This window comes from Sinorhizobium garamanticum, from assembly GCF_029892065.1.
In the GTDB taxonomy this organism is placed as follows: Bacteria; Pseudomonadota; Alphaproteobacteria; order Rhizobiales; family Rhizobiaceae; genus Sinorhizobium; species Sinorhizobium garamanticum.
In genome coordinates, this window is record NZ_CP120373.1 from 1,599,369 (window position 1) to 1,618,183 (window position 18,815).

16 protein-coding genes are annotated in these 18,815 nt (G+C 61.8%); 12 read left to right on the top strand and 4 right to left on the bottom strand.

All coding sequences use genetic code 11. From position 1 onward, the window contains the following. The first annotated feature begins 169 nt into the window (after positions 1-169). The 7 genes from PZN02_RS07455 (at position 170) to PZN02_RS07485 (ending at position 8,210) form a co-directional block, all read left to right on the top strand. Positions 170-2,374, top strand: coding sequence for a primosomal protein N' (locus PZN02_RS07455; RefSeq protein ID WP_280660951.1), 2,205 nt, complete (start codon positions 170-172; stop codon positions 2,372-2,374). A gap of 130 nt (positions 2,375-2,504) precedes the next feature. Then, positions 2,505-2,891 carry an AGROH133_08824 family phage infection protein gene (locus PZN02_RS07460; RefSeq protein ID WP_280660952.1) on the top strand — a complete coding sequence of 129 codons (387 nt, stop codon included), beginning with the start codon at positions 2,505-2,507 and terminating at the stop codon, positions 2,889-2,891. Between the two features lie 249 nt (positions 2,892-3,140). Beyond that, positions 3,141-3,707, top strand: a complete 567-nt coding sequence (locus PZN02_RS07465) for a F0F1 ATP synthase subunit delta (RefSeq protein ID WP_280660953.1) — start codon at positions 3,141-3,143, stop codon at positions 3,705-3,707. Next, positions 3,707-5,236, top strand: a complete 1,530-nt coding sequence (gene atpA / locus PZN02_RS07470; protein WP_280660954.1) for a F0F1 ATP synthase subunit alpha — start codon at positions 3,707-3,709, stop codon at positions 5,234-5,236. The genes PZN02_RS07465 and atpA overlap by 1 nt, the downstream gene beginning before the upstream one ends. A gap of 27 nt (positions 5,237-5,263) precedes the next feature. Then, complete coding sequence (locus tag PZN02_RS07475; protein WP_280660955.1) at positions 5,264-6,145, top strand: F0F1 ATP synthase subunit gamma; 882 nt, start codon at positions 5,264-5,266, stop codon at positions 6,143-6,145. A 23-nt stretch (positions 6,146-6,168) separates the two neighbouring features. Continuing rightward, entirely contained in the window at positions 6,169-7,683 is a 1,515-nt protein-coding gene (atpD, locus tag PZN02_RS07480; protein WP_280660956.1) for a F0F1 ATP synthase subunit beta, read from the top strand. 122 nt (positions 7,684-7,805) lie between these two features. Further along, complete coding sequence (locus PZN02_RS07485; protein ID WP_136508998.1) at positions 7,806-8,210, top strand: F0F1 ATP synthase subunit epsilon; 405 nt, start codon at positions 7,806-7,808, stop codon at positions 8,208-8,210. A 444-nt stretch (positions 8,211-8,654) separates the two neighbouring features. Here PZN02_RS07485 and PZN02_RS07490 read toward each other — a convergent pair whose 3' ends face one another. Beyond that, on the bottom strand, positions 8,655-8,756 hold the full coding sequence (locus PZN02_RS07490; protein ID WP_280660957.1) for a transposase domain-containing protein: 102 nt from the start codon (positions 8,754-8,756) through the stop codon (positions 8,655-8,657). A gap of 82 nt (positions 8,757-8,838) precedes the next feature. Then, positions 8,839-9,942 carry a saccharopine dehydrogenase family protein gene (locus PZN02_RS07495; RefSeq protein ID WP_280660958.1) on the bottom strand — a complete coding sequence of 368 codons (1,104 nt, stop codon included), beginning with the start codon at positions 9,940-9,942 and terminating at the stop codon, positions 8,839-8,841. A gap of 123 nt (positions 9,943-10,065) precedes the next feature. On the opposite strand from PZN02_RS07495, the gene PZN02_RS07500 reads away from it, so the two are divergent. Further along, the gene (locus PZN02_RS07500; RefSeq protein ID WP_280660959.1) at positions 10,066-10,497 is read left to right on the top strand and encodes an Lrp/AsnC family transcriptional regulator; all 432 of its coding nucleotides are present in this window, start codon (positions 10,066-10,068) and stop codon (positions 10,495-10,497) included. Positions 10,498-10,509: 12 nt separating this feature from the next. Here PZN02_RS07500 and PZN02_RS07505 read toward each other — a convergent pair whose 3' ends face one another. Continuing rightward, entirely contained in the window at positions 10,510-11,397 is an 888-nt protein-coding gene (locus PZN02_RS07505; RefSeq protein WP_280660960.1) for a DUF6030 family protein, read from the bottom strand. A 128-nt stretch (positions 11,398-11,525) separates the two neighbouring features. Beyond that, positions 11,526-12,437: a LysR substrate-binding domain-containing protein gene (locus PZN02_RS07510; RefSeq protein ID WP_280660961.1), complete on the bottom strand. Its 912-nt coding sequence runs from the start codon at positions 12,435-12,437 to the stop codon at positions 11,526-11,528. 100 nt (positions 12,438-12,537) lie between these two features. Here PZN02_RS07510 and PZN02_RS07515 point away from each other — a divergent pair, with 100 nt between their 5' ends. From PZN02_RS07515 to PZN02_RS07530, 4 genes are all read left to right on the top strand, one after another. Further along, positions 12,538-13,680 (top strand): iron-containing alcohol dehydrogenase, encoded by a 1,143-nt coding sequence (locus tag PZN02_RS07515; RefSeq protein ID WP_280660962.1) that lies wholly within the window; start codon positions 12,538-12,540, stop codon positions 13,678-13,680. A 1-nt stretch (position 13,681) separates the two neighbouring features. Then, positions 13,682-15,181 (top strand): aldehyde dehydrogenase, encoded by a 1,500-nt coding sequence (locus tag PZN02_RS07520; RefSeq protein WP_280660963.1) that lies wholly within the window; start codon positions 13,682-13,684, stop codon positions 15,179-15,181. Between the two features lie 45 nt (positions 15,182-15,226). Next, a complete protein-coding gene (locus tag PZN02_RS07525) occupies positions 15,227-16,351 on the top strand; it encodes a mandelate racemase/muconate lactonizing enzyme family protein (RefSeq protein ID WP_280660964.1) in 1,125 nt (374 codons plus the stop codon). 344 nt (positions 16,352-16,695) lie between these two features. Beyond that, entirely contained in the window at positions 16,696-18,714 is a 2,019-nt protein-coding gene (locus PZN02_RS07530) for an acyltransferase family protein (RefSeq protein WP_280660965.1), read from the top strand. Positions 18,715-18,815 lie beyond the last annotated feature (101 nt).

Genomic DNA, 18,815 nt, shown 5'->3' on the forward strand with positions numbered 1-18,815 from the left:
CCCTTGGGGCATGATTGCCGTTGGGGCGCATATCTGCCGGCCGGAAAATCCGCGGGCAGAAACCGCGCGTTGAAACTCTGATGGAACCGTGACAAACCCTGCTATCCACAAGGCAGCGGTTCGCTGCGCAGTTTTCTTTAACTGAAAGCGGTGGCAAGGTCACGGCAAAATGACTCTTGATTCAACCGATTTATTCGGGGCCGTATTCGACCGCCGCATTGTGCCCGTCCTGGTGCCGATGCCGGCGCCGAGGGCCTATTCCTATGTGGTGCCGGATGGCATGGCGGTCGAGCCGGGATCGATCGTGCAGGTGCCGCTGGGGCCGCGTTTCGTCGTGGGCGTCGTTTGGGACGGTGCCGACGATGGTGCGGTCGATCCGAAGAAATTGAAGCAGATCGAGAAGGTGTTCGACTGCCCGCCGCTGACGGGCGACATGCGGGCCTTTCTCGATTGGGTGGCGGCCTATACGGTGACACCGCCCGGCCTCGTCGCACGCATGGCGTTGCGTGCGCCGACGGCATTCGATCCGGAGCCGATGGTGGAAGCGCTGCGGCTGACGGACCAACGGCCGGAGCGTATGACATCGGCGCGCGAACGGGTCATTGCGGCGGCAAGCGACGGTTTTTCCTGGACGCGGTCTGGGCTCGCGCATGCGGCGGGCGTTTCTTCCAGCGTCGTCGACGGACTTACCGCGCGGGGCGTGTTCGAAACCGTCTTCATGCCGCCGCCACCCGTTGTCGCCCCGCCCGATCCGTGTTTCGCCGCTCCCCGGCTGGAGGGCGCGCAGAAAAGCGCCGCGGCCGATCTGCTGGCGGCAGTGGAAGAGAGAAGATTCTCCGTTTCGCTCATCGACGGCATTACCGGCTCCGGCAAGACCGAGGTCTATTTCGAGGCGATCGCCGCGACCTTGCGTGCCGGCAAGCAGGTGCTGATCCTGCTGCCGGAAATCGCGCTTACCGCAAGTTTCCTCGAACGCTTCCAGGACCGCTTCGGTGCAAAGCCGGCGGAATGGCATTCGGACCTCGCACCGCGAACGCGCGAGAAGGTGTGGCGGCAGGTGACGACGGGCCAGGTGCGTGTCGTTGCCGGCGCCCGCTCGGCGCTGTTCCTGCCTTTCGAGGATCTTGGCTTGATCATCGTCGACGAGGAACACGATCCCGCCTACAAGCAGGAGGACCGCGTCTTCTACAATGCCCGCGATATGGCCGTGGTGCGCGGGCGGATCAGTGGCTTTCCGGTCGTGCTCGTCTCGGCAACGCCGTCCGTCGAAAGCCGCGTTAACGGCGAGATGGGCCGCTACAGGCCGATCCACCTGCCGACGCGCTTCGGCGATGCGGCGCTGCCGCATCTCGGCGTCGTCGACATGCGCCGCCATCCGCCCGAACGCGGTGGCTTTCTTTCGCCGGTGCTCCTCAACCAGATCGGCAAGGCGATCGGCCGCAGCGAACAGGCGCTCTTGTTTTTGAACCGGCGCGGCTACGCGCCCTTGACGCTCTGCCGTGTCTGCGGCCATCGGTTCCAGTGCCCGGACTGCTCGAGCTGGCTCGTCGAGCACCGCTTCCGCGGCCAGATCCAGTGCCATCACTGCGGCTACTCCGAAAGGACGCCGGAAGCCTGCCCAGAATGCGGCACGCTCGATCATCTGGTCGCCTGCGGCCCCGGGGTCGAGCGTATTGCCGAGGAGGTCGAGCGGCATTTTCCCGAGGCCCGGACGATTGTGCTCTCGTCCGACCTGATGGGTGTCAAACGGCTGAGGCTGGAACTGGAGGCGATCGCACGTGGCGAGGCGGACATCGTTATCGGCACGCAGCTCGTCGCCAAGGGCCATAACTTCCCGATGATGACGCTGGTCGGCATCGTTGACGCCGATCTCGGTCTCGCCAATGGCGATCCGCGGGCGGCGGAGCGGACGTTCCAGCTGCTCTCGCAGGTGACGGGGCGCGCCGGGCGGACGGGCCTGAAGAGCCTTGGCCTGCTGCAGACCTACCAGCCGCAGCACCCGGTGATGCAGGCGATCGTCTCGGGTGATTCGGACGCCTTCTACGAGCGCGAGATCAACGAGCGGGAACGCGCCGCCCTGCCGCCCTTCGGCCGGCTAGCCTCGATCATCGTGTCGGCCGACACGCGCAACGACGCCGAAAGCCATGCGCGCGGCTTGCGTATGGCCGCCCCGCGTGTCGACGGCATCTCGATCCTCGGTCCGGCCGAGGCGCCGCTTGCGCTTATCCGTGGTCGCCACCGCTTCCGCCTGCTCGTCCACGGACGGCGCAACAGCGACATGCAGGCCTTCGTCAAGGCGATGATTGCCGGCGGGCCCAAGGAGAGGGGATCGATCAGCGTGCAGCTCGACATCGATCCGCAGAGTTTTCTGTGATCGATGGTTCGAACGCAACGGAGCGGATTCACATCGGCGCCGACATGCGCTAGACCTCCCCCGGTGCTGCGTCTGCGAGGAATCACGCGAGCGCGACGCCAACGGGGATGATTCCATCAGCGGGGACGGCATGGAGTTCTACATTCCGACGGAAACCGGGGAGTTTCTGGCATTTTGCGCGGCGGCGGCCGCGACCCTCATCGGCCTTGTCATGCTCTTTGCACCGCGTGTTGCGTTTCGTGCAGCCGGCATCGGCATTGCCGAAGGGCGCCGCGGCGGGCTTGCGGAAGCGCGCTCCACTATGGGCGGCATGCATGTCGGTCTCGGCCTCGGCGCCATCCTGCTCGGCCAGCCGATGGTCTATCTTGCCGTCGGCGCTGCCTTCGCGCTCGCTGCGTTTGGCCGCATCCTGTCGATAATGAGCGACAATGGTGGGACACTTTTCAACTGGATCGCCCTTGCCATTCAGGCGGTGCTTGCGATCCTGCCGCTTGCTTACGTTTTCGGGCTGATCTGAGGCGTGTAGACGCGGTTTCAACGTTGCGTTCGGGATTTACGGCAAAATTCGCCCCACGGGGTCGACTTATGCCGCATTCCTGCCGTTGGCGTGTTGCGAGTCCAAACATCCTATGCTAGACGAACCGCGAATTGCGGGGGAACTGGGTCGGAACGGCCTCGATATCCTGCAAGTTATTGCAGCAAATTCAAGATGTTAAGTCAACGGTTCGCCGCAGCTGACGTTCTTGGATGAATTTGAGAGAAGCTTGTGCCCGTGGCAGACACATCCCAGCTTATTTCCGGTGTTGCAGAAAGATATGCGTCCTCGCTCTTCGAGCTCGCTCTCGAGGCAGGTTCGATCGATGCGGTCGGTGCCGATCTTAATCGCGTCCAGGCGCTGATCGACGGCAGCGATGATCTCAAGCGCCTGATCGTGAGCCCCGTCTTTTCTGCCGAGGACCAGTTCAAGGCCATTTCCGCGGTCGCCGAGAAGGCTGGTATTTCCGGTCTGGTCGGCAACTTCCTCAAGGTCGTCGCCCGTAACCGCCGCCTCTTTGCGCTGCCGGGCATTATCAAGGCATTCCGCCTGATTGCTGCGCGCCACCGCGGCGAGATTTCCGCCGACGTCACGTCGGCGCATGCGCTGACACAGGCGCAGGAAACTGAATTGAAGGCGACGCTCAAGGGCGTCACCGGCAAAGACGTGGCGGTCAACGTCACCGTCGACCCGTCTATTCTTGGAGGTCTGATCGTCAAGGTCGGTTCCGGCCAGATTGACACCTCCCTTCGCACCAAACTCTCTACCCTTAAGCTTGCACTGAAAGAGGTCGGCTGATGGATATCCGCGCCGCGGAAATTTCCGCAATTCTCAAAGATCAGATCAAAAATTTCGGCCAGGAAGCAGAAGTCTCCGAAGTTGGCCAGGTGCTTTCCGTCGGTGACGGTATCGCCCGCGTCTACGGCCTCGACAACGTTCAGGCAGGCGAGATGGTCGAATTCCCGGGTGGAATTCGCGGCATGGCGCTGAACCTCGAAGCCGACAACGTCGGTGTGGTTATCTTCGGCTCCGACCGTGACATCAAGGAAGGCGACACCGTCAAGCGGACCGGCGCCATCGTGGACGTCCCGGTTGGTCCGGAACTGCTTGGCCGCGTCGTCGACGCGCTCGGCAACCCGATCGACGGCAAGGGCCCGATCAACGCCAAGCAGCGCTCCCGCGTTGACATCAAGGCGCCGGGCATCATTCCGCGTAAGTCGGTTCACGAGCCGATGTCGACCGGCCTTAAGGCGATCGACGCCCTCATCCCGGTCGGTCGCGGCCAGCGCGAGCTCGTCATCGGCGACCGCCAGACCGGCAAGACCGCGATCATCCTCGACACCTTCCTGAACCAAAAGCCGATCCACGACAACGGCCCGGAACAGGACAAGCTCTACTGCGTCTACGTCGCTATCGGCCAGAAGCGCTCGACCGTCGCTCAGTTCGTCAAGGTTCTCGAAGAGCGTGGCGCGCTGCAGTACTCGATCATCGTTGCTGCTACCGCCTCCGACCCGGCTCCGATGCAGTATCTCGCTCCGTTCGCCGGCTGCACGATGGGCGAATACTTCCGCGATAACGGCAAGCACGCGCTGATCGGCTATGACGACCTTTCCAAGCAGGCTGTCGCCTACCGCCAGATGTCGTTGCTCTTGCGCCGCCCGCCGGGCCGCGAGGCCTATCCCGGCGACGTTTTCTACCTGCATTCGCGCCTGCTGGAGCGCGCTGCAAAGCTCAACGAAGACAGTGGTGCCGGCTCGCTGACGGCTCTGCCGGTTATCGAGACGCAGGGCAACGACGTGTCCGCGTTCATCCCGACCAACGTGATCTCGATCACCGACGGCCAGATCTTCCTTGAAACCGACCTGTTCTACCAGGGCATCCGTCCGGCCGTTAACGTCGGTCTGTCGGTCTCGCGCGTCGGCTCCTCGGCGCAGATCAAGGCGATGAAGCAGGTCGCAGGCTCGATCAAGGGCGAACTCGCGCAGTACCGCGAAATGGCGGCGTTCGCGCAATTCGGCTCGGACCTCGATGCTGCAACGCAGCGCCTCTTGAACCGCGGTGCTCGCCTGACTGAACTCCTGAAGCAGCCGCAGTTCTCGCCGCTGAAGACGGAAGAGCAGGTGGCGGTGATCTTCGCCGGCGTCAACGGCTACCTCGACAAGCTGCCGGTCAACCAGGTCGGCAAGTTCGAGCAGGGCCTGCTTTCCTACCTGCGTTCGGAAGGCAAGGACGTGCTGGAAACGATCCGCACGGAAAAGGCGATTTCCGACGACACCAAGGGCAAGCTGAAGGCTGCTATCGACACCTTCGCCAAGTCTTTCGCCTGAGCGGATTTCATTTAGGACGGACAACGGATGCCTTCACTTAAGGATCTGAAAAACCGGATCGCCTCCGTCAAGGCGACGCAGAAGATTACCAAGGCGATGAAGATGGTCGCCGCGGCGAAGCTTCGGCGTGCGCAGGAGGCGGCCGAGGCCGCCCGGCCTTATTCGCAGCGCATGGCTACCGTTCTCGCCAATATCGCCCAGGCGGTTGGCGCGGACGAGAGCGTACCGCAGCTGATGGCGGGAACCGGCAGGGACGACACGCATCTGCTGATCGTCTGCACGGCGGAACGCGGCCTCTGCGGCGGCTTCAACTCGCAGATCGCGCGCTTTGCCCGCGACCATGTGCGCAAGCTGCTCGCTGCCGGCAAGACCGTGAAGATCATCTGCGTCGGCAAGAAGGGCTTCGACATGCTGCGGCGCGAATTCGCGTCGCTCATCATCGACCGTGTCGACCTGCGTGAAGTCAAGAAGATCGGTTTCGAAAACGCCGATCAGATCGGGCACAAGGTCATCGGGCTCTTCGAGAAGGGCGAGTTCGATGTCTGCACGCTGTTCTACTCCGAGTTCAAGTCCGTCATTTCGCAGGTTCCGACTGCGCAGCAGCTCATCCCGGCTGCGGCCGGTGATGTTTCCGCGGACGCCACGGCTGCTTCGGCGATCTACGAATACGAGCCGGACGCGGGCGCTATCCTGACCGATCTCATTCCGCGCAACATCTCGGTGCAGATCTTCCGGGCTCTGCTCGAGAATGTCGCTGGGGAAATGGGCGCCAAGATGAGCGCCATGGACAGTGCGACGCGCAACGCCGGTGAGATGATCAACAAGCTGACGCTCAACTACAACCGTCAGCGGCAGGCGCAGATCACCAAGGAACTCATTGAAATCATCTCTGGCGCGGAAGCGCTCTAAGGTTACGAAAGAGGGTAAGAATTATGGCTAAGGCAGCTACCCCGAAAGAAACCGCAGCGGCGAAGAAGCCCGCTGCACCGCGTAAGGCAGCTCCCGCCAAGACAGTCGTTGCGGCTACCGGCGCTGTCGGTCGCGTCACGCAGGTTATCGGCGCCGTCGTCGACGTCGCTTTTGAGGAAGGTCAGCTTCCGAAGATCCTGAACGCGCTGGAAACCGACAACAGGGGCAACCGCCTCGTTCTCGAAGTCGCGCAGCATCTCGGCGAAAACTCCGTCCGCACGATCGCGATGGATTCGACCGAAGGTCTGGTTCGCGGCCAGTCGGTCACCGATACGGGCGCTCCGATCGCGGTTCCGGTCGGCAAGGAAACGCTCGGCCGTATCATGAACGTTATCGGCGAGCCGGTCGATGAAGCCGGCCCGCTGGAAACGTCGGCACGCCGCGCCATCCACCAGGAAGCACCCTCCTATGTCGAGCAGTCGACGGAAGCGCAGATCCTCGTCACCGGCATCAAGGTCGTCGACCTGCTCGCTCCCTATGCAAAGGGCGGCAAGATCGGCCTCTTCGGTGGCGCAGGCGTCGGCAAGACCGTTCTGATCATGGAACTGATCAACAACGTCGCCAAGGCGCACGGTGGTTACTCGGTCTTCGCAGGCGTCGGCGAACGCACCCGCGAAGGCAACGACCTCTACCACGAAATGATCGAATCGGGCGTGAACAAGCACGGCGGCGGCGAAGGCTCCAAGGCTGCGCTGGTCTACGGCCAGATGAACGAGCCGCCGGGTGCCCGTGCCCGAGTCGCGCTGACCGGTCTGACGGTGGCCGAACAGTTCCGCGACGAGGGCCAGGACGTTCTGTTCTTCGTCGACAACATCTTCCGCTTCACGCAGGCAGGCTCCGAAGTTTCGGCTCTGCTCGGCCGCATCCCGTCGGCCGTGGGTTATCAGCCGACGCTCGCGACCGACATGGGCACGATGCAGGAGCGTATCACCACGACGACCAAGGGCTCGATCACCTCGGTTCAGGCCATCTACGTTCCGGCCGACGACTTGACCGACCCGGCGCCGGCAACCTCGTTCGCCCACCTCGACGCAACGACCGTTCTGTCGCGCTCGATCGCCGAAAAGGGTATCTACCCGGCCGTGGACCCGCTCGACTCGACCTCGCGCATGCTCGACCCGATGATCGTCGGCGAAGAGCACTACGAAGTTGCGCGTAAGGTGCAGGGCACGCTGCAGCGCTACAAGGCGCTTCAGGACATCATCGCCATCCTCGGCATGGACGAACTTTCCGAAGAGGACAAGCTGACGGTTGCCCGCGCCCGCAAGATCGAGCGCTTCCTGTCGCAGCCGTTCTTCGTCGCTGAAGTCTTCACCGGTTCGCCGGGCAAGCTGGTCGCACTCGAAGACACGATCAAGGGCTTCAAGGGCCTCGTCAACGGCGAGTACGATCACCTGCCGGAAGCTTCCTTCTACATGGTCGGTTCCATCGAGGAAGCCATCGAGAAGGCCAAGAAGCTGGCTGCCGAAGCTGCCTGATTTGCATCGTAAACCGTGGCGTGAACATTTCGCGCCACGGTTTTCATTCTGCCGCCAAGAGCGGCGGAGAACATGCCACAGCCGCTGCCAACGGGTGGCGCGCGCACCAGAAGTGAATGGTCATGGCCGACAGTTTCAATTTTGAGCTTGTTTCCCCCGAGCGCCTGCTGCTTTCGGAAAAGGTGACGGAGGTCGTCATCCCGGCAACCGAGGGCGAGATGACCGTGATGGCCAATCACGCGCCGACGATGACGACCGTCAAGCCGGGCGTGGTTACCGTGAAGATGGCTGACGGCAAGACCGAGCGCTTTGCGGTTTTCGGCGGTTTCGCCGACATCCTGCCGACCGGTTGCACGCTGCTCGCCGAGTCCGCCGTCCACGTCGATGAACTCGATCGGACGGTGCTGGAAAACCGCATCGACGCAGTTCGCGCCGAACTGGAAGGCGCGGGCGACGAGAAGAAAACTCGTCTCGAGCAATTTATCGCCGAACTGACGAAGCTCGGGGAGATCGTCATCCCGGCCTGAAAGGGACATCCCGACAAGGGATAATGCCTATCGAACCCCGCCTCGAGCGGGGTTTTTCGTGCGCTCGGCAAGGCCGACGCGAAATATTTCTCTCAGGCGTCGCGAAGCGTTCGTGATGGCGCTTCCTCCCGGCCGCGAGGCGCGGCGCCGCCTATTTCATTTTTCTCGGGAACCAGATGCTGTGCTCGGCGGGCGTCTCACAATGAGACCACAGCGGCGTCTCTTGCGCTCGCGTGCCGTAACGTCCGGTGAAGCAGCTCGTGTGCCGGGCCATTTTCCATCGCTTTCTATTTGGCGCTCGCGATTTACGCGGGTGCCATCTTGGCACTGCTGTTCAAATGGCCAGCAATCCACCCGGTCCTAGCCGCGTGTTTGGCCGTGGTCATTGTCAATCCGGCGTAGAATCCGAAACCCTAGGAAGAGGCGCGGCAGCTACTATCGATCTTAACGGCGCATCGTCCATGGCAATAATTCGTCGACCCTGTTGACCGGATGGTCGGCGATGCGGGTGATGACGTCGCCGCGAAGATAGGCCCCTCTCGGCATTCGGGTTGATCCACTTCGGCCCGAAAGCAAAATGCCCAGCGCATGTCCGGGCATTTCCGTCTTCTCGATTGCAGCAAAAAGCTCAGCTCGCTGCGCGTTCCGTCTCGTGCTTCTGCGCGTAGTAGCGACCGAAGCGGTTGGCGAGGAAGGTGTCGAGTGCGATGTCTTCCTGGCGGACGAAGCCCTTCGTCGCGATCTTGCCTTCGGCGAGCAGGTCGAGGACAGCGCAGATGCTGCCGGCCGTGGTGATCTGGATGCCGCTCTGCATGCGTCCGGCGACGACACCGCTGTAGACCTTGTTGGCGTAGGTTTCCTGAACCAGGCGGCCTTCGCGGAAGCCGGAAACCGTGACGAAGATGACGACGACGTCCTGCGTGGTGGTCGGCAGGGCGTTCTCCAGAATATCCTTCAGCACTTCGCGGCGATGACGCAGGCCAAGGTCGTTCAGGAGTGCCTTGAAGATGGCGGCGTGACCCGGATAGCGGATCGTCTTGTAGTTCAGCGTGCGGACCTTGCCCTTAAGCGTTTCGCAGAGAGTGCCGAGGCCGCCGGAGGTGTTAAAGGCCTCGTAGGTGACGCCGTCGAGCGAGAATTCCTCGCGCTCTTCCATCGCCGGAACTTCGATCAGCGAACCTTCGACGATCGCTTCGCAAGGCTCGATATATTCGTTGATGACGCCGTCTGTGCTCCAGGTCAGGTTATAGTTGAGAGCGTTGGACGGATATTGCGGCAGCGCGCCGACGCGCATGCGCACGCTCTCCAGCGTCTCGAAGCGCTTCGCCAGATCGTTGGCGACGATCGAGATGAAGCCCGGCGCAAGGCCGCACTGCGGAATGAAGGCCGTCTTCGCTTGTGCCGCGATCGCCTTGACCTGGCGGGTCGATTCGACATCCTCGGTCAGGTCGAGATAGTGAATCTCGGCTTCTGCAGCGGCTTCGGCAATGGCGACCGTCAGGTGGAACGGCGCGGCGCTCAACACGGCGAACTTGCCGGTCAGTAGACCGACGAGGGCTTTTCCGTCGGCGATGTCGATGATCGCGGTCGAAATGGCCTCGTGCTTTTCCACCTGTTGCAATTGCTCGGCGCTGCGGTCGGCAACGCAGACGCGATAGTCTCCGGTATGTGCCAGCATGCGAGCAATTGTAGAGCCGATCTTGCCGGCGCCGATGACAACGATGTCTTTCATTCTTTTCCCCAGGGTATGAGCCTATTCGTATTCTATTTTCTCGCGATGCTAAGTTGATTTGAAGCGTCGATGTGGCTAAATCGCCGGTCTATTATCGGCAATTCGCCAAAATGGACCGACGATATGAAAGTGACCGAGAAGGACCGTGAACTCCTCGCCATCCTGAGCGAGAATGCGCGCATGCCGACGGCGACGATTGCGCGCCGACTCGGCCTTTCGCGCACGACGGTGCAGGCGCGAATCGAACGGCTGGAGCGCGAGGGAGTCATTGCCGGCTATGGCGTGCGGCTTTCGGAAAACTACGAGAAAGGCCTGGTGAAGGCGCATGTGCTGATCACCATCGCGCCGCGGGCGCTGAGCCGCGTTACGCCGGAGCTCGGCGCGATCCGGGAGATCCGCACGCTCCATTCCGTCAGCGGCAGTTTTGATCTCATCGCTGTTGTGGCGGCGGCCTCGATCAGCGAACTCGACCTGCTGATCGACCGGATCGGTGAAATCGACGGGGTCGAAAAAACACTGTCGTCGATCATCCTTTCGACCCGCATCGACCGCTGAGCGGTGGTGGGTTCAGCGCCCTGATTGCTCATCCGCTGATGGAGAGGCGTTGTCGGGCATGGCGTCAGGCGCGTTCCAGGCCGCCGGCCCGCGCACGAAGGAAACAGCCGAACCGTCGCCAGGGGTGAGCCATTTGCCGCGATCGAAAAAGAGTTCGGCGATACTCTTCGGCCGTGTTCGCGCCGCTTGGTTAGCGAGGAAATTGTAGCGGGGAACGTCACCCGATTCCTGCTTGAACTGGATGCGGCTGCCAAACCGTTTGAGGTCGAATTCCTTGAGCGCCTGGATCCGCAAGGCGATGCTTTCGCTGTCCGCCCAGCGGACCTGCGTCAGGAAGACCGAGGCGGCTTTGGCGGCGGCGCTGGTGACGGCCTGTGTGTCCTCAGGCCGTTCGATGTTCAGCTTCACGCGGAACGAGGTGATCTCGTCTTCGCCGCTGCCTTTGACGAAAATGAAGATCGACGAGGGGTTGTCTTCGCCGGGCCGGGCAAGCGGGATGAGCGACGAGCATTCCCACCGGCCGCTCTCGGCGGATTTCCACTCGAGTTCACGAAAGCCCACGTCGCGCAAGCCTTCGCAAAGCGCGCGCGGGTCGCTGCGGATCTCGCGCAAAAACTGTTGCTCCGGCGTGTCCAGGTTTTCAAAGGTCCGGGCCGGCAGCAACATACGCGGCGCCTCCGGTTTCCCGAGGACCTCGCTCGCCGGCCTGGCTTGCTTCGTCTCCTCTGCTTGTTTCGCCGTCTCCAAGAACGTCGTCGGCAAGCCGGCGGCCGTGAGGAGCTGTTTCAGGTTGCGCTGTTCGTTGGCAAGGAGAACGGTCGCGAGGATCGCGGTGAAGACGAGTCCCACGGCAAGGAAGAAAAAAGCGATGCCGGAACGGCCTTTCTGCTTCTTCTCCATCCGATGTCAGCGCCCCGCCTTGAAGGATGCCCGACCGACGCAAGCCGAGCAGCGCGGAGCCAGCCTCGCAACGCACGCAGCCAAAGTTCCAGAGAGCCGGGGTTGCCGGCTCATGTGAAGCACGCCGTTCATGCCGGCCTGCTCAGCGCGGCATGGAGTCGAAGCACCTCGTCCGTCGACGGCCGGTTGCGCGGCAGGCCGAGATAATAGCCGTAGCCGGAGGCGAGGCTGCGTTGGCCGAGCATCGCCAGTCGGCCATCGTTGAGATGTTCCCGCACCAGCCCAAGGCTGCCGAGCGCCACGCCGTCGCCGCGCAGGGCCGCATCGATCGCCATCACATAGGTCGAGAACGTATATTTCGGACGCGGCCTTGCGCCGTGCCGGGAGGGCTCGATCCGCTCAAACCACTTCTGGAACGAAATCCAGTGAGCGTTGAAGCGGTCGTAGTCGATGAGATCGAGGGCGGCTATGGCCTCGGGTTGCAGCTCGGCCGCTTGAAGGCTCCGGGCGGCGAGATAGTCGGGCGAGGCGACCGGTGCCAACTCCTCGGCCATCAACAGGGTCAGCGACCAGCGCGGGTGGTCTCCGGTTGAGTAGAGGATGACGAGGTCGTTGTTTTCCGAGGCAAGTTCGGAGGGGCTGTCGGTTGTCAAGAGACGGATGGAAATACCGGGGTTCTCCTTGCCGAATTCACGTAATCGCGTACCGAGCCAGAGGTGGGAGACCGAGCCGCTGGCGGCGATCGAGATCGTCTGGCCGGAAGCGCCGCGGAAAGGTTCTAGGCTTTCCTCGAGATAGTCGAGCGAGGCGCGGACTCGCTGGAAAAGCCTCTCGCCTTGCGGTGTCAGTTCCAGGTTCTTGCCGCGACGGCTGAAGAGTGGACTTCCAAGGTGATCCTCAAGCGTCTTGATGCGACGGCTGACGGCCGCCTGGGTGATGTTGAGCTCGCGACCGGCGCGGGAAAAGTTCATGTGCCGGCTCGCGGCATCGAAGACGCGGAAGGCTTCCAGCGGAATGCGATCGAGCAGACGGTTTTCCATGACTTCAGGTTATCAAAAAGGCCGAAAATTCACCGGGTTTGAAAATATCAGATCGTGTTGCAGGGTAAAGCCGCGACGCAGGCCAGCCGGGAGCACGACCTTGCAGTTCTCCATGTCGTTCATTCCGGAAATTCGCTTCGGAGAGAATATTCATCAGACCCTTGGCCTCGCCGCAAGGACGCTTGGCGTGAAACGCGCGATCATCGTTATCGATGTCTTTCTCGCGCAATCCGGTTTGAGCGAATGTGTTACGAATGCCCTCGAGCAGGAGGGCATCCGCGCCCGCCTCTTCTCGGAATTCAGCGGAGAGCCGAAACTTGCCCACCTGCACGCGGCGCTTGAAACGGCTGCGGGTTGCGATCTTGTCGTAGGCATCGGCGGCGGCTCGGCGCTCGACATCGCCAAGATCGTCGCCTGTTGCGCGGCATCTGGCAAGGATCCGATGCACTATGCGCTCGCCGCCAATCCGCTACCCAAAAAAACCTTGAAGAAGATCCTGGTGCCGACGACGGCGGGTACCGGATCAGAGACCTCCGCCACCAACATCTTTTCAGGACCGGAAGGCAAGAAGCTCTGGATCTGGGGGGCCGAGACAAAGGCCGATCTGGTGCTGCTTGATCCAACGCTGACCGTGACCCTGCCCGCCAATCTTACCGCCTGGTGCGGGCTCGATGCGTTCGTCCACGCTTTCGAAGCGGCGACCAATCGCAATTCGCACAGCGGCGCCCAGTTCTATGCGCATGAGGCGCTGCGGCTGATTACCGGCGCGCTGGAGACAGCGGTCAAGGAGCCCGGCAATCTGGAGGCGCGGGGCAAGGTGCTGCTCGGCTCCTGCTATGCCGGTATTGCCATCGACAATTGCGGCACGGCGATCGCGCATAACATCAGCCATGCTTTGGCCGGGCTTGCGCCGGTGCATCACGGGCTCGCGACGGCGCTTGGGTTCGAGGCGACGATCGGCTGGCTCGTGGAGGCGGACACGGCCGATCTCGACCGTGCGGCGAGCGCTTGCGGCGTTGACAAGGCCGCCGATCTCCCTGCCTTCGTCTCTGATCTGATGGACCGCTGCGGCGTCGCGCGTGCTTTGCCGAGAGCGTTCGACGCATTTCACGTCGATGATCTCGCCCGCGAGATGAAAGCTCCGGAAAACCGACCCATGCGCCGCTCAACGATTCGCGACGTGACGGATGCCGAAATCGACCGCTTTGCGGCGAAGATGATGGCGCTGGCGAAAGGACAATGAGATGGCGAAGGAATACACGCGCGCCTATTGGGAAAGCCTCCTTGCCGAACTGAAGCCCGAGGGTCGGCATTTCATCGATGGCGCGCACAGGGCCTCCGCGTCTGGCGCGACGTTCACGCGTCTCCGGCCGATGGATGGAAAGCCGGGCGCCAGGCTAGCCCGTGGTAACGCCGCCGATGTCGATGCGGCGGTCGCGGCTGCCCGCGCTGCGTTTGAGAGCGGCATCTGGCGCAAAAAGGAGCCGCTAGAAAAGAAGAAGATCATGCTCAAATGGGCGGATCTCATCCGGCAGCATGGCGAGGAGCTCGCTTTGCTGGAAACGCTCGATGTCGGCAAGCCGATCATGGCGTCTCTCAACGTCGATGTCCGCCTTGCAGCAGACTGCATCCAGTACTACGGCGAGATGATCGACAAACTCTATGACGAGATCGCGCCGACCGGGCCGAACGCGCGCGCCTTGGTGCGGAAAGTGCCTCTCGGCGTCATCGGCGCGATCACGCCGTGGAACTATCCGCTGATTATCGACGCCTGGAAGCTTGGGCCGGCGATCGCGACCGGCAATTCGGTCGTCCTGAAGCCGGCCGAACAGTCTTCGCTCTCTGCCGTCCGGCTTGCGGAACTCGCAATGGAGGCGGGGCTTCCGGCGGGTGTGTTCAACGTCGTCACCGGATACGGCGAGGAGGCTGGCAAGCCGCTGGCGCTGCACATGGATGTCGACATGATCGCCTTTACCGGCTCGACCGAGGTTGGCAAGCTGATCATGGGCTATGCCGCGCAATCGAACGTCAAGCGCGTGGCGCTGGAATTGGGCGGCAAGTCGCCGCTCGTCGTCTTCGAGGACGCCGATCTCGATGCGGCGGCAAGTGCTGCCGCCTGGGGCTGCTTCTACAATTCCGGCGAAACCTGCCACGCATCGACGCGCCTGATCGTCCAGCGCTCGGTGCAGGAGACGCTGATCGAAAAGATCGAGGCGGTAACCAGAGGCGAGATCACGCTCGGCCATCCGCTCGATCCTTCGGCGCAGATCGGAGCATTGATCGAGGAGGAGCACATGAACAAGGTGCTTTCGATGATCGACGCCGGCGAAAGGGATGGCGGGCGCCGTGCCTTTGGCGCCGAGCGCGTGATGAGCGAAACCGGCGGCTATTATGTTTCGCCCGGCGTCTTCGTGGACGTGACCAACGACATGACGCTCGCGCGCCGGGAAATCTTCGGGCCGGTGCTCGCCGCCATTGCTTTCGACACGGAGGAGGAGGCGCTGAGGATCGCCAATGACACCATCTACGGGTTGGCGGGCGCCGTCTTCACCCGTGACATGGACCGGGCGCATCGCTTCTCCGAGGCGATTCATGCGGGCACTGTGTGGATCAACAGCTACGACATATCGAATTTCGCGACTCCCTTCGGCGGCTTCAAGCAATCCGGCTTCGGCCGCGACCGCTCGGTGCATGCGATCGACAAATATTGCGACTACAAGACCATCTGGCAGCAGTTTGGCTAAGTCTTTGCAGAGATGTGAAAGACAAAGAGGCGGATCGGAAGAGCCATGAGCAAGATCGTTTCCATCGAGATCACCCATCACCGCCTGCCGCTCGATCCGCCGTTCAAGGCAAGCTGGGACGGGCGCCCGCGCAAACACTTCGATGCGACGATCGTCCGGGTGCGCGATGACGAGGGCCGCGAGGGGATCGGCTCCGGCGACCTCATGAAGGGCTTCGAGGGTCACGAAGATCTTTTCATCGGCGAGGATCCGCGTCATGTCGAGCGGCACTACGAGGTGCTGTCGCATATCAGCTTCCACTATGGCCGCTGCTGGCCGATGGATCTGGCGCTCTGGGACCTGGCCGGCAAGATCACAGGCGAGCCCGTGTGGCGCATGCTTGGCGGGCGGGCGGACCGCGTCCGTCTTTATGCATCGTCGGGCGTTCTGCGTGATGCCGGCGCGATGGCGGCGCAGGCAGAAAGCTATCTGGAGGAAGGTTTTCCGGCGATGAAGGTCCGCTTCACCTCGTCCGGCGGCGGCCGCGACGGCTGGTGGGAAGATGTGCGGGCGCTGGAGGCAATCCGGGCGCGGGTCGGCGCCCGGCTGGAACTGATGGTCGACTGCAATCAGGGCTGGCGCATGCCCTGGGATACGACGCTTGCCTGGACCTTCAAGGATGCGTTGACGGTAGCGATGGAACTGGAACGGCTCGGCGTCTACTGGATGGAGGAGCCGCTGCATCGCTCCGACCGGAAAGGCATGAGACGGTTGAGCGATGCGACATCTGTCCGCATCGCCGGCGGAGAGATGACGCGCGAGCTTTATGAATTCCGCGACATCATCGAGGAGCGGGCCTTCGACGTGATCCAGCCGGACGTGGCGCTGGTCGGCGGCATCACTGGATGCCGCCGGCTCGCCTGGCAGGCGCGCGAGGCGGGCGTGATGTTCACGCCGCACTCCTGGACCAACGGTATCGGCGTGCTGGCAAACGCACACCTGACGGCGGGCGTCGGCGATGCGCCCTGGCTCGAATATCCTTACGACAATCCGGAGTGGAGCGGGGAGCGCCGTGACTATCCGATGGCAGTGCCGCTCCGACATGCGAGGGGCTGGCTCGATCTTGGCGAAGCGCCCGGCCTCGGCATCGTTCTCGATGAGGAGAGATTGAAGGCGACCCGGATCGGCTGAGACACCGGCTGCCCTGCGCTTTCACTCATACCAAAATCTCACAACGAATTTGAGGCGTGAGGCTGTTATTCCACGCCTGTCGTCATAGCTGGTGCGCATTGATTTTGATTGACAGAGCCAATTATCAACCTTTGTGACACTTAACGCCGAAAGTGATCCGCACCTCCGGGACGTTCCCGGTCTTGGCATTGCTTTGTCCGGCATTTTAAACAGTTAATGTAAAATTGATTAATTCGATCTCGAGAGTGACGCAGGTTGGCGATCGGATCAACAGACCTAATGCGTTTCGAGGCTCTATCGAGGCTGTCCGGGAACCCCAACCTGTTTACCGGGGCCGAACCGAAGTGCTAGTCGAGCCGAATATTCGTGCTGTACCGCGGCGCGATGACATTCAGGGCCTGCGGGCAATCGGCGCGCTTCTGGTCGCGATATATCACATATGGATCGGCCGGGTTTCCGGTGGTGTCGATGTGTTCTTCATCGTCTCCGGCTATCTGCTTATTGGGTCGCTGGCGCGCCAGGCGGAAGCCGGGCATCACGTGGACCTCGTCCTCTTTGCCACCAAGTTGGCCCGTCGGATTCTACCCTCATCCTTTTTGGTGATTGCTGTGATCGCAATGTCGGCGCCGTTTTGGCTGCCCAGAATGCGATGGCAAACCGGGATGCATCAGATTGCGGCCAGCTCGGTATATCTGGAGAATTGGCTACTGGCGACTGCGGCGATCGACTATCTCGCACGAGACGAAGTGGGGAGCCCGGTCCAGCACTACTGGGCAATGTCCGCCCAGGTCCAATGCCTGCTGATTTTGGCAGCGGGTGTTGCCATATTTACTTTGATAAGGCGTCGGCCGTCGCGCACTGAGCTGTTGGTGTTTCTCATATGTGTGTTCGCGCTGTCGTTAGCCTACTCGATCTACAGCACGTCCCGAAACCAGGCATTCGCCTACTTCGACACCTTTGCACGGATCTGGGAATTCGCGCTTGGTGGGATCACTCGCCTGTTGCTGCCTGGTATTATTATGTCGCCAACGCTGCGGATCATCGGCGGATGGGTTGGTTTGGCAGCTATTTTGAGTTGCGGCATCCTGCTTGAAATATCGACTGTTTTTCCCGGCTACGCCGCGCTCTGGCCGACACTCGCCGCCGCTGCGATCCTTGCTTGTGGCGATGGTCCGCCGTTGCGGTTCGGCGTCGCAAGTTTGCTGGGTGCGCGACCGCTCACGTGGCTTGGGGACATATCCTACTGTCTGTATCTCTGGCACTGGCCAATCCTCGTCTTCTATCTCACCTACACGTATCAAACCTCGGCCGGTCCAATAGAGGGCACGATCGTCCTGATCGTCTCTATCGTCCTCTCCTATCTCACGACCCGAATCGTGGAGGCACGTTTTCCCCGACGGAAGGAGGATGAGCGCCCTTTGCAAACGGCGTTCGGAGCGATTGTCGCCCTTGCTGTGATTGCTGCGGGCCTGTTCGTCTGGAGAGTAGAGGCTGCTCAAAGCATGGCCGAGGAGCGGCTGCGTGTCGTGGATCCCGAGCGTTACCCCGGTTCGGCTATCAAGGGGCTCGCGGCGGGTTCGAGTGATATCCCCGTCCATCCTGGGCCAATGACCGCAAAGTGGGACGATGCAGACGTGTATCGGGACGGTTGCCACCAGTCGCTGCTGGGCAGCACCTTGCTCAGTTGCAGTTATGGACCGAGAGACGCAAGCCACACTCTGGCGCTCGTTGGCGGTTCGCACAGCGTGCATTGGCTACCTGCACTACAGGGCGTCTTGCAGCGGCATCCAGAGTGGAAAATCGTCACCTACACCAAGAGCAGTTGCGTCCTGAGTTCGGAGGAATCGTCCGAGGCACCCGCATATCGCGATGCGTGCACCAAGTGGAACGAACTGCTAATGGAACGATTGTTGACGACAAGGCCGGATCTGATTTTCACCACATCCACGCGGGTGATCGATGGCATCGAGGAAGTTCCCGCTGGTTATCAACGGCAATGGGAGAAGCTGGTGGCCGCGGGAATTCCTGTCGTGGCAATGCGCGACACGCCCTGGTTTGGCTTTGACGTTCCCGAGTGCGTGGAAATCAATGGTCGCTTCTCGCCGAAATGCACGGTGGAGCGGGATTTGGTGCTCGCTCCGATCAGTCCGACACGCGCGGCGTCCTTCAAGGAAAACCTGCATTTCCTGGACTTTTCCGATTACTTCTGCACCGCTGAAATTTGCCCTGCAGTCATTGGCAATGTGCAGGTCTATTACGACAAGCATCACGTAACGGCGACCTATATGCGCACGTTGAGCGAAGAGCTTGCTCGTCAGCTTGCCCCGCTATTCCGCGACGCGAAACCCTTGGCGCAAAAATGAACGTCACGCGCAAAGCGGTGGCAACAAGAACAGCCTTTCGACCAAGAGCGCCGGCCGGTCGACCATCCGACTCCGTTTGAGCCAACAGAACTGTTTCAATT

Coding starts and splice junctions, on each gene's coding strand:
- PZN02_RS07460 (WP_280660952.1), top strand. CDS start 2,505: ATGGAGTTCTACATTCCGACGGAAACCGGGGAGTTTCTGGCATTTTGC.
- PZN02_RS07510 (WP_280660961.1), bottom strand. CDS start 12,437: ATGGAAAACCGTCTGCTCGATCGCATTCCGCTGGAAGCCTTCCGCGTC.
- PZN02_RS07520 (WP_280660963.1), top strand. CDS start 13,682: ATGGCGAAGGAATACACGCGCGCCTATTGGGAAAGCCTCCTTGCCGAA.
- PZN02_RS07485 (WP_136508998.1), top strand. CDS start 7,806: ATGGCCGACAGTTTCAATTTTGAGCTTGTTTCCCCCGAGCGCCTGCTG.
- PZN02_RS07495 (WP_280660958.1), bottom strand. CDS start 9,942: ATGAAAGACATCGTTGTCATCGGCGCCGGCAAGATCGGCTCTACAATT.
- PZN02_RS07455 (WP_280660951.1), top strand. CDS start 170: ATGACTCTTGATTCAACCGATTTATTCGGGGCCGTATTCGACCGCCGC.
- PZN02_RS07475 (WP_280660955.1), top strand. CDS start 5,264: ATGCCTTCACTTAAGGATCTGAAAAACCGGATCGCCTCCGTCAAGGCG.
- atpA (WP_280660954.1), top strand. CDS start 3,707: ATGGATATCCGCGCCGCGGAAATTTCCGCAATTCTCAAAGATCAGATC.
- PZN02_RS07500 (WP_280660959.1), top strand. CDS start 10,066: ATGAAAGTGACCGAGAAGGACCGTGAACTCCTCGCCATCCTGAGCGAG.
- PZN02_RS07490 (WP_280660957.1), bottom strand. CDS start 8,756: ATGCCGAGAGGGGCCTATCTTCGCGGCGACGTCATCACCCGCATCGCC.
- PZN02_RS07505 (WP_280660960.1), bottom strand. CDS start 11,397: ATGGAGAAGAAGCAGAAAGGCCGTTCCGGCATCGCTTTTTTCTTCCTT.
- PZN02_RS07525 (WP_280660964.1), top strand. CDS start 15,227: ATGAGCAAGATCGTTTCCATCGAGATCACCCATCACCGCCTGCCGCTC.
- atpD (WP_280660956.1), top strand. CDS start 6,169: ATGGCTAAGGCAGCTACCCCGAAAGAAACCGCAGCGGCGAAGAAGCCC.